This window comes from Planococcus notacanthi, assembly GCF_030407825.1.
GTDB lineage: Bacteria > Bacillota > Bacilli > Bacillales_A > Planococcaceae > Planococcus > Planococcus notacanthi.
In genome coordinates this window covers 1-7,982 of sequence record NZ_JASDCQ010000013.1, presented here as the reverse complement: position 1 = coordinate 7,982, position 7,982 = coordinate 1, and the positions used below count along the sequence as shown (strand labels likewise).

Sequence of the window (7,982 nt, the reverse complement as noted above, 5' to 3'; positions counted from 1 at the left end):
ATAATAAGTTACATTCAAAATCAAGAAAAAATTATGAATAGCCAGTTTAAAATAACTTTTCCATTGGAAATGATTGGTATAATTAGTACTGACGAAGGTGATTTCTAATATGACCAGTACGAACGAAAAAAGTGCAAGAATGGACGGGTATCCTACAAAGTCTGATGGAGGTAAAAAATGAAGAAGAAATTGTTGTTTGCTCTTTTATGTATTCTAGTAATTGGTGTTGGTTATACAGTATTTTATGTTAATCAGTATTCTGTTAAAGACAGTCGAGCGTCTATCCATGCTGATTTGACGACATGGGAAAGTAGAGGAAGTGAAGAGGAAATTGAAATTAAAATCCTGGAAATGACACAGATCGACCATACTACATCGTACGTTGTGCTTTTTGAGACAGCAGATAAATATGTGGGGTATGCACACTTGCTTAAAGGGTGGAATGGACAATTCAAAATTGTAGAATCAGGTGCAGGAACGAATATTGTCAAATACCGTGACCTTAAAACGAATCAAGGCGTATATGGTATTCTGGCCGGAAAAAATCCGGATTTGCGAATCGATCACATTACGGCGAAATCTGAATTTGCCGATGAGGACTTCAGTTTCACTTCACCTATTCCTGAAGATGCAACGTTTTTGGTATACAAAAAACTCCCTGAAGATTTAAAAGAGACTTTTCTTACCTTTACGCTTTACGATGAAAACGGAAAGGTAATTGAGCCGGCAAGTGAATAGAGTGATAGACAAAAAGAAGAATAAAAGCCTCTGTAATCAATAAAATGAATGTAACTTAATTACCATTAAGTTACATTCACATTTAACAAAAAGTCTCGAAAAATGGTTCCTAAAGGTTAGTAACTCGGAGAGTAGATCCTGCCGGTATCTGTATCCAAGACAAAATCAACTTCTATATCCTCGGAATACGGAAGTTGATCAAAGTTATGAAGCCGGCAAAACACATTGGCAAAGTCACGAGTCTCAGAAGTTAATTGGTCTGCTTGTCGATACATCTGCCTCAGTTGCTGCATGGAACATTTTTTACCGGTCAATATGGCTTGGTTGAAGTAACCGTCAATTTCAATAATCATCATAATCACGGCTGGTTGCTAACCAGCTATATAGCTTAAATTTTCAATACTTTCCTTTTTCTTATGTTACTAGAATTAAGATAAATCAAGTACTTCGAATGTAACTTAATTGCTATTAAGTTACATTCAAATTTAAAAATAGAACTATTTATTAGATCTTTGCTTTCTCTTATCGAGCACAACCCAAGCATAATAGATGGCCAATCCAACAATTAATATAAGGGTTGGAATGAACTGAAACTCGTTTGGAAGAAAAATATACAGCAGCACGGCCAGTAAACCCAAAGGTAATACAAGAGCAAACCAAATCCTCACTCTTTTATTTTGAAAGCTCATATCGAAACGTTCCACCTGTTTCACCCCTTTTCAAACTGGTTCTTTTGCTATTTTGAATGTAACTTAATTCACAATAAGTTACATTCAGTTTCATGCTTTTTACTTCAAATAAAAAAATTATCGAAACAAGGTCTTTCCCCTGCAGCTTAAAATAGATTAGATTGAGTTCTTACAAAGAACTATATATTCATTTCTCTTGTACTTTTATATAAGAAATCGTGAAAACAACAATAGCTAGTGCAAAGAAAAAGACGCCAATAGCTGTGGGTATGTATATAAATCCATTCATCATGCTTTCAGATGTTGTCCATGATCCAGCACCCGAAGGTCTCGAAAAAAGGATAGCAACTGCTTCCCCGTTTACACCTAGTATTAAAGCTAAAACACCCAAACAAAAGAAAACTACAACTAATTTAAATGAGTTCAAAAAGCTATTTTCCACGTAAATCCTCCTTCTTACTTATCCTCAATGGCTTTCTGAATGTAACTAAATTCACATTAAATTTCGTTACAGAACTAATTTCTTCTTTTCTTCAAAACCCATCTCACTAATACAATTACAAAAAGAATAATGGCACCGTAGACTAAGAACGTAACAAGTAAATCTCCCCAGTTAATATAAGACTCTTCGATCAATGAACTCTTCCCCTTTGTTTTGGAATTTTTTTCTAGCAATTCCATTTTCGCTTAAACTTTTATAAAAGTCAGTATATTTATTTTTGAATGTAACTTAACTGCACTTAAGTTACATTCAATTCCGCTAAAACAGTACCCTTTATTTGTTCCAGATTCTGGCCCATAAACTTCGTGTGTCTTTTTTGTGTGTTACCGTTTGAGTTTCACTTTCTGGCTCCTGTGAGGACGATTCTGGCGCATCTAACTCGGATTCTTCCGGTACTGGTGTAAGTAACTGCTTCTGTTGTTCTTCCATCCGATCGATCTTTTGCTGCATTTTCTCCAGGACTTCCACAAACATAATATCCCGTTCTTTTTGGCGCTCTTCTTGTTGCTGCAACTGGGTTTTCAGCTCTTTGACTTCATTTAACGTAGCAGCTGCTATGTCGTCGCTATCGCGCTCGCGTGGCGCTACGGAGACGCTCTTTTTTAAACCACTAGAGGCTTCTATGACAGCCTCTTCAAGCGATTTCTTACCGCTATGTACTGTCGCTATGATGCCTTCAATCGCTATGCACTCGCTATCTGTGTAGAGACGGGCATTTTTATGTGTTCGTTTGAATTGAATTCCTTCCTGTTCAAGTAAAGCCGAATACTTTCGTAATGTAGAGGGTTGGATATTTAATTTGGTACTTACTTCGCTAGGAGTCATCATTAAACCATCACCACCTCTTTTTGTTTCATGTTATAAGAGTTCGATCACACTTGCATCTTCTTTTTCTATGAAGGAGCTCTAGAAAAAAAGCCAAATAGAAATGGATGAGTCGCAGCCAAAAACACCTTTAGGAATAAAAGAACGTTAGCGATTGTCAAAAATACTTTACGAACGGTTATGAAATAGCATTTTTCGCTGGGAATAAAGTAAAGGAAAATTATGTTACAATTATTGTAAACAGAAAATTCTTACTTTTAATGTACTAAATTTAAAAATAGTAGAAGTATATTAAAAATACAAAGTGAAGAGGAGATAAATTTTGAATATTTTACAGTTTTTTATCGTTCCAGTGATAGTAGTTTTAATAGTTCATGTAATCATGTCGTCTATATATAAAGACGCAGAAAAAAAGGATAAAGGATTTGTGTTTAATGGGTATAAATTGAGTTACAGAAGAAGTTTTTTCCGTTCTATATGGGCAATTCCATTTATACTCTTACTGTATATTGCTATATATTGGTTTGGTGATTTAACTACAAATGAATACATTGCAATAGGAATCATTTTCATGCTCTTAGCTTTATCAGACATTGCTACCAGTTACGTCAAATGGAAAAAGAATGAAAAGAAAGCATAAATCATTTTGAAGTAATCTACTTAAAGAAGCATATGCGTTTGTAAGAGTAGTGGTTTAAAAAATCAGTTTACATATCACAGGTTATCAGAAGTAATTAAACCGAAAGAAGATGCTAACTTACTAGCATCTTCTTTCTCTTTTTTTATGGGACTTCCGATAATTCGGGATATGTAAACCTTTTTAGCCCGTGCTTTTTGAAAAATTACCTCTTAGCGGTTTATTCATCGCCCTCTAAGTAATATCGACTAGCTGCATTGTAAATCGGCCATTCCCAGAATGCAGCTCCTTGAGACACCACAAAGCGCGCCAAAAACAGGTCAAAGTTAAGGGTCAAAGCTTGAGGGCCATCATCGTTATCAATTCGGTAAAGATAATTGGGGTTTTGATTCTCAACCGCTTCCAAACTGATGGCCAAGTAGTGGTCATACATGGTCCCTATTGGCAAGAAACCAGGATACACTTCCATGTAATACATATTCTCTTTCAGTTCCTGAACAGAAAACAGCTGCAATCCGCCTCCGCCATTGCTTCCTAAATCCGTAATGTATTGATAGATCCACGCTCCATTGTATTCCAGCAGAAAAGATCGATAGTCCTTTGGCAGCCGATGCTCAATACAACTTTCAAATTCGGCGATAGCCACTTTCTCAGCAGGGGGATTAACCATACTGGTACTCCTTGAAATTGAACCGTCGTCATAAATCAATAGCCGTTCGTTGTTGCTGTCCACCACTTGTAAAACTGCCTCTATGATTTCTTTAACGCCCACGTAATCGCTCCTTTACTAATTTTTTCACTGATCCTTTTCTTCATCGTAAATGACCTAGTTAAGTTTGGATAGGTTAATTTTTTTGCCGGTATGTTTCTAAAAATCCGAAGGCGATATTTCCCTTTTCCTCCCCAGCACCACCTCAAATTGAGGGTGGTGTATAACTGGGCACTCCGGAATTTTTACTGCTGTCGATCGCCTTAAGAATCCGTTGTTCTTTTTCTAGAAATGTTTGGTCCAGTCCAAAAACGAAATCCAAAACAACGGGATTCACGGCGAGTGCCCATTTACACGCAGTGATTTTTTTCAAAAATAACCGCGTCCTCCTGGGTTTCCTGCAGGGGCTCAAATCATGTAGAAAAATTCACAGACCCAGCAAAACAGAGAAAGAGCATAAGGAAAACGTGCCCCCATTTTCAATGGGGGACGAGGCAGAGCCTCGTGTTGGAATGGGGACACCGAAATTGCCTTTTGGCACAAGTTTGTGCCAGTTTTTTTGCTCATTGGCACAACTCTGTGCCACTTGTTTTGAATCCGTAGGGGTTCGTTTTGACTTTCAACACTTCATTTTTTCGGTGCAGTTTTTTTCAAAAAAAGAGTCGTTTTTTTATCGGTTTTTATTTTTTTCTGGTGGTCCGGCAGCCAAAAAGAGGTGCCTCCACGTGGAGGCAAATGGCTTTTTTAAGGGCCTCCACGTGGAGGCATCTAGCCCTTTTTCGTGATATCACCCAAACCCCAGGCTCCGCCTGGTCTAGCACTAAAAGTGATAGCAGATTTCCCTTATGCTCTTCGCAATCTTTTTTCAGGATTCGTGATTTTTGTGATTGTCCACTAGCCCCTGCGGGAAACCCAAAACGATGCAGCGACCTTTGAAAAAGGAGGTGCGTATAAATGGGCACTCGCCGTGAACTTTTTTCCTTCGCGTTCTCAAATCGGTTTCCAAAAAGAACGGTCCGGAAAAAAAAGAACGGACGATCCGAACATCAAGAAAGACATAAAAAAAATCCCGACGGACGTTCTGTTTCCAGAAAAAGTCCGGTCGGGATGTTGATGTTCGTTACGAAGAAGGCGTGTCTTTTTTGGCAAGCCGTTCTTTTTTTTCGGCCAACTTTTTCAGCAGTTGGTCTTTCTCTTTGGTGAGTTCGGAATTCGGTTCGGCAGCTTCTTTCGGTTCATCTTTGGACGTGAACCACTCCGGCAATTTCTCTTGCCGTCCGATGTGACGTTCCTTCATCGGCTGCAGATCGGCGAACGTAATGTGTCCTCCGGCCTCGTGGATCTCCCACGCCGAAGTGATTTTGGATTTGATAAATCCGAGGGGATTCTTGACGGTTTTTTCCTCGTTGACGTAACGAATCAGCCATTCCAATTCCTGTTCGGCATCGTCTTGCCAGATGAGCGAAGCGCCCTGGTGCAGCTGTGCAAAGAATGCTGTATCAAATTGATAACCATCGGCAAATTCATTTAACCGTGCTCTTAATTCGTCTTGTTTAGAAAGTACTTCTGGTTTTTTTGTCTCTTTCTTCTCTGGCTTCGATAATTTTATTTCTTTTTCTGGAGAATGCCTAATAGTGAACTCAAAACCAACAACTTTTCTTCCTGTCTTAATCTCTTTAAAGCTAATTTGAATATCAGTTTTTTCGTTTAACTCATTGATAGAAGGGACAATTATTCTATTTTTGAAATTACCATAGACGTTATAGGACTGCTGCTTGATTCCTAGGCGGTCTTTTAATTTTTCAATAGTTATTTCCCATTTTCCGAGATACTCCCATTTCTTCATTAGCTCATATAAACGGATAGATGACGCACTACTAAGAGAAAGAATATTGCTCAATCGATATGAAGTATAAGCTTTCTTTAAATCTAATAAATAAGGTTTCAATTTAGGATCGAAAGAGAATTCTATTCTTCCTTCATGTTCAAAATACTCAATACTTGAAAACCAATTAACCTGTAACAAGCGTCCTTTTTCTCTAGTAATTTCTAATGATTTTTTTAATAATTCTTCAGTTATTTTTTTCATTTCAGTGTACTTAGGTTCGCCTTCAAGTCCAAGCATTTCATGAAAATCACGGATGCGAACTTCATAAATCTTAAAATCTTCGTCATCAATTTGAATTTTACTAACTACTGATAACACTATCTTTTGTTGCCTAGCACTTAGAGGTTCGTGATAACGTGCATCTACTAGGCTATTTGACTGTGTGACTAAATGATTTTTATTCAATTAAGCACCCCACTATTACTTTTTTAAAAAACTGTAATCATACAATTAACTATAACACTTAAAAATCCTATAACAACAATTAAAATACAGTTTTTATAATTTGTAATATTTAACACCGAAAGTGTAATAGTTAACACCGAAAGTGTAATAGTTAGACACCGAAAGTGTAATAGTTAACACCGAAAGTGTAATAGTTAACACCGAAAGTGTAATAGTTAAGGTCAAAAAACCCAGTCATACCAAGGGCTCAGACCCTCTCTAAAACACTTAAAACAAAGTAATAAACAAAGTAATTAAAACACCAACAACACGCGCACGCGCGCAAGAGAAAAAATAATGGTGGTGGTGGTGGAATAAATGGGACCAAAAGTGTGGCATTTAAAAACAAGAGAAAAAGACGTTTCTAGAAAAAGACAGGACGATCCTCTGCCTATCATCCCGTTTAAACGCCCAGAAACTACCCCAGAAGCTTTTGGAAGGACGAAATCGAATACATCCAAACAAATCCGTTTAGGAGGGCTTAAAACCCCCTTGAGCGCCTTTTTTCAACAACATAAAAACCCCCGCAGAATAAATCTGGGAGGGTTACAGACGAAATGCCTTGAGATTGCTTTCAATTTGCTCGTCCGTGATGCCGATGTAGCGCAGGGTGATCTGCGGATGGGAATGGTTGAGGATGTTCTGCAGCTCGGCAATGTCCCGGAACTGCTTGTAATGCCAGTAGCCGAAGGTTTTCCGGAGAGTGTGCGTACCGATGCCATCGGGCATATCGACCATCTGGGCCGCCTTGTTGAGCTGCCGGTACGCTTGGACCCTTGTAATCGGGTTTTGCCCCTTGCGGCTCGGAAACAGCCATTCTGAACCGTTCAACGTATCGATATAAGTATTCAGCTCGTCGTAGATGTTGCCGAGGTGGATCGTCCGGCGTTTGCCGGTCTTCCCTTCCCGAAGCGACACCACTTTCTTGCCCTGGATCTCGCTCACTTTAATCTTTAACAGGTCCCCGACCCGCAGGCCCGAATTGATGCCGACCAAAAACAGGATATAGTCCCGTTCGCCGCACCACTTCTTCAAACTCCATTTCATGTCCTCAATTTGGTCCAATGAACGGATCGGCTGCACATCTTTCAGTTCACTTTGCTTGGTCATGAATGAACGTTCTCCTTTTTCTTACGTGCTTTCTTAGTCAACAGTTCTGCTACAACAATCCCCCCGACAATGTACGCAACGAGTATCCACATTTGTGTGTTTTGCGCGAGATTGGATTGCGTAATCACTAAGGCAAACACAACCCCAACTACAACGTACAGATTTCGGTAATTCATTAGTTTATTCATCGTGTCCACTCCTCTAAACAGCTGTTACCGACTCTTTTCCCATCTTTGTTCTTTTCTAATAATCTATCTTGTAAAACGTGTTTGTTTTTTATCAAAAGAACCATATGTAGCGCACTATTTAAGGTAAGCGTGATCAAAAGAAAAAGAGCGCCGTCAACGAAAGACGAGCCCAGTAAAATCAACGGTTTGAATGTATCTTTTTTTCTGGTAATTCTAGTTTCTTCGTTTTTTCTTAGGAAGTCAATGGAATGG

10 protein-coding genes are annotated in these 7,982 nt (G+C 38.6%); 2 read left to right on the top strand and 8 right to left on the bottom strand.

The window, feature by feature from the left end; translation table 11 throughout:
• Positions 1-177: 177 nt before the first annotated feature.
• Positions 178-738: a hypothetical protein gene (locus QMA01_RS17990; RefSeq protein ID WP_290186283.1), complete on the top strand. Its 561-nt coding sequence runs from the start codon at positions 178-180 to the stop codon at positions 736-738.
• Between the two features lie 497 nt (positions 739-1,235).
• Here QMA01_RS17990 and QMA01_RS17985 read toward each other — a convergent pair whose 3' ends face one another.
• The 3 genes from QMA01_RS17985 to QMA01_RS17975 all read right to left on the bottom strand — a co-directional run bounded on the left by QMA01_RS17985 (position 1,236) and on the right by QMA01_RS17975 (position 2,757).
• A complete protein-coding gene (locus tag QMA01_RS17985) occupies positions 1,236-1,442 on the bottom strand; it encodes a hypothetical protein (protein WP_203341306.1) in 207 nt (68 codons plus the stop codon).
• Positions 1,443-1,614: 172 nt separating this feature from the next.
• Complete coding sequence (locus QMA01_RS17980; RefSeq protein WP_290215605.1) at positions 1,615-1,869, bottom strand: hypothetical protein; 255 nt, start codon at positions 1,867-1,869, stop codon at positions 1,615-1,617.
• 333 nt (positions 1,870-2,202) lie between these two features.
• Positions 2,203-2,757 carry a MerR family transcriptional regulator gene (locus QMA01_RS17975; RefSeq protein WP_191716982.1) on the bottom strand — a complete coding sequence of 185 codons (555 nt, stop codon included), beginning with the start codon at positions 2,755-2,757 and terminating at the stop codon, positions 2,203-2,205.
• Positions 2,758-3,076: 319 nt separating this feature from the next.
• On the opposite strand from QMA01_RS17975, the gene QMA01_RS17970 reads away from it, so the two are divergent.
• Entirely contained in the window at positions 3,077-3,394 is a 318-nt protein-coding gene (locus QMA01_RS17970) for a hypothetical protein (protein ID WP_290215604.1), read from the top strand.
• A 217-nt stretch (positions 3,395-3,611) separates the two neighbouring features.
• Here the strand turns inward: QMA01_RS17970 and QMA01_RS17965 are convergent, their stop codons facing one another.
• From QMA01_RS17965 to QMA01_RS17945, 5 genes are all read right to left on the bottom strand, one after another.
• Positions 3,612-4,163, bottom strand: coding sequence for an SMI1/KNR4 family protein (locus tag QMA01_RS17965; protein ID WP_290215603.1), 552 nt, complete (start codon positions 4,161-4,163; stop codon positions 3,612-3,614).
• A 1,057-nt stretch (positions 4,164-5,220) separates the two neighbouring features.
• A complete protein-coding gene (locus QMA01_RS17960) occupies positions 5,221-6,393 on the bottom strand; it encodes a replication initiation protein (RefSeq protein ID WP_290215602.1) in 1,173 nt (390 codons plus the stop codon).
• A gap of 585 nt (positions 6,394-6,978) precedes the next feature.
• Positions 6,979-7,542, bottom strand: a complete 564-nt coding sequence (locus tag QMA01_RS17955) for a site-specific integrase (RefSeq protein ID WP_290215601.1) — start codon at positions 7,540-7,542, stop codon at positions 6,979-6,981.
• On the bottom strand, positions 7,539-7,730 hold the full coding sequence (locus QMA01_RS17950) for a hypothetical protein (protein ID WP_290215600.1): 192 nt from the start codon (positions 7,728-7,730) through the stop codon (positions 7,539-7,541). Before QMA01_RS17950 ends, QMA01_RS17955 begins: the two co-directional genes overlap by 4 nt.
• Positions 7,727-7,982, bottom strand: a 256-nt coding sequence (locus QMA01_RS17945; RefSeq protein ID WP_290215599.1) for a hypothetical protein, incomplete at its 5' end; no start/stop codon positions are given. The genes QMA01_RS17950 and QMA01_RS17945, both read right to left, overlap by 4 nt.

Coding starts and splice junctions, on each gene's coding strand:
- QMA01_RS17990 (WP_290186283.1), top strand. CDS start 178: ATGAAGAAGAAATTGTTGTTTGCTCTTTTATGTATTCTAGTAATTGGT.
- QMA01_RS17975 (WP_191716982.1), bottom strand. CDS start 2,757: ATGATGACTCCTAGCGAAGTAAGTACCAAATTAAATATCCAACCCTCT.
- QMA01_RS17955 (WP_290215601.1), bottom strand. CDS start 7,542: ATGACCAAGCAAAGTGAACTGAAAGATGTGCAGCCGATCCGTTCATTG.
- QMA01_RS17950 (WP_290215600.1), bottom strand. CDS start 7,730: ATGAATAAACTAATGAATTACCGAAATCTGTACGTTGTAGTTGGGGTT.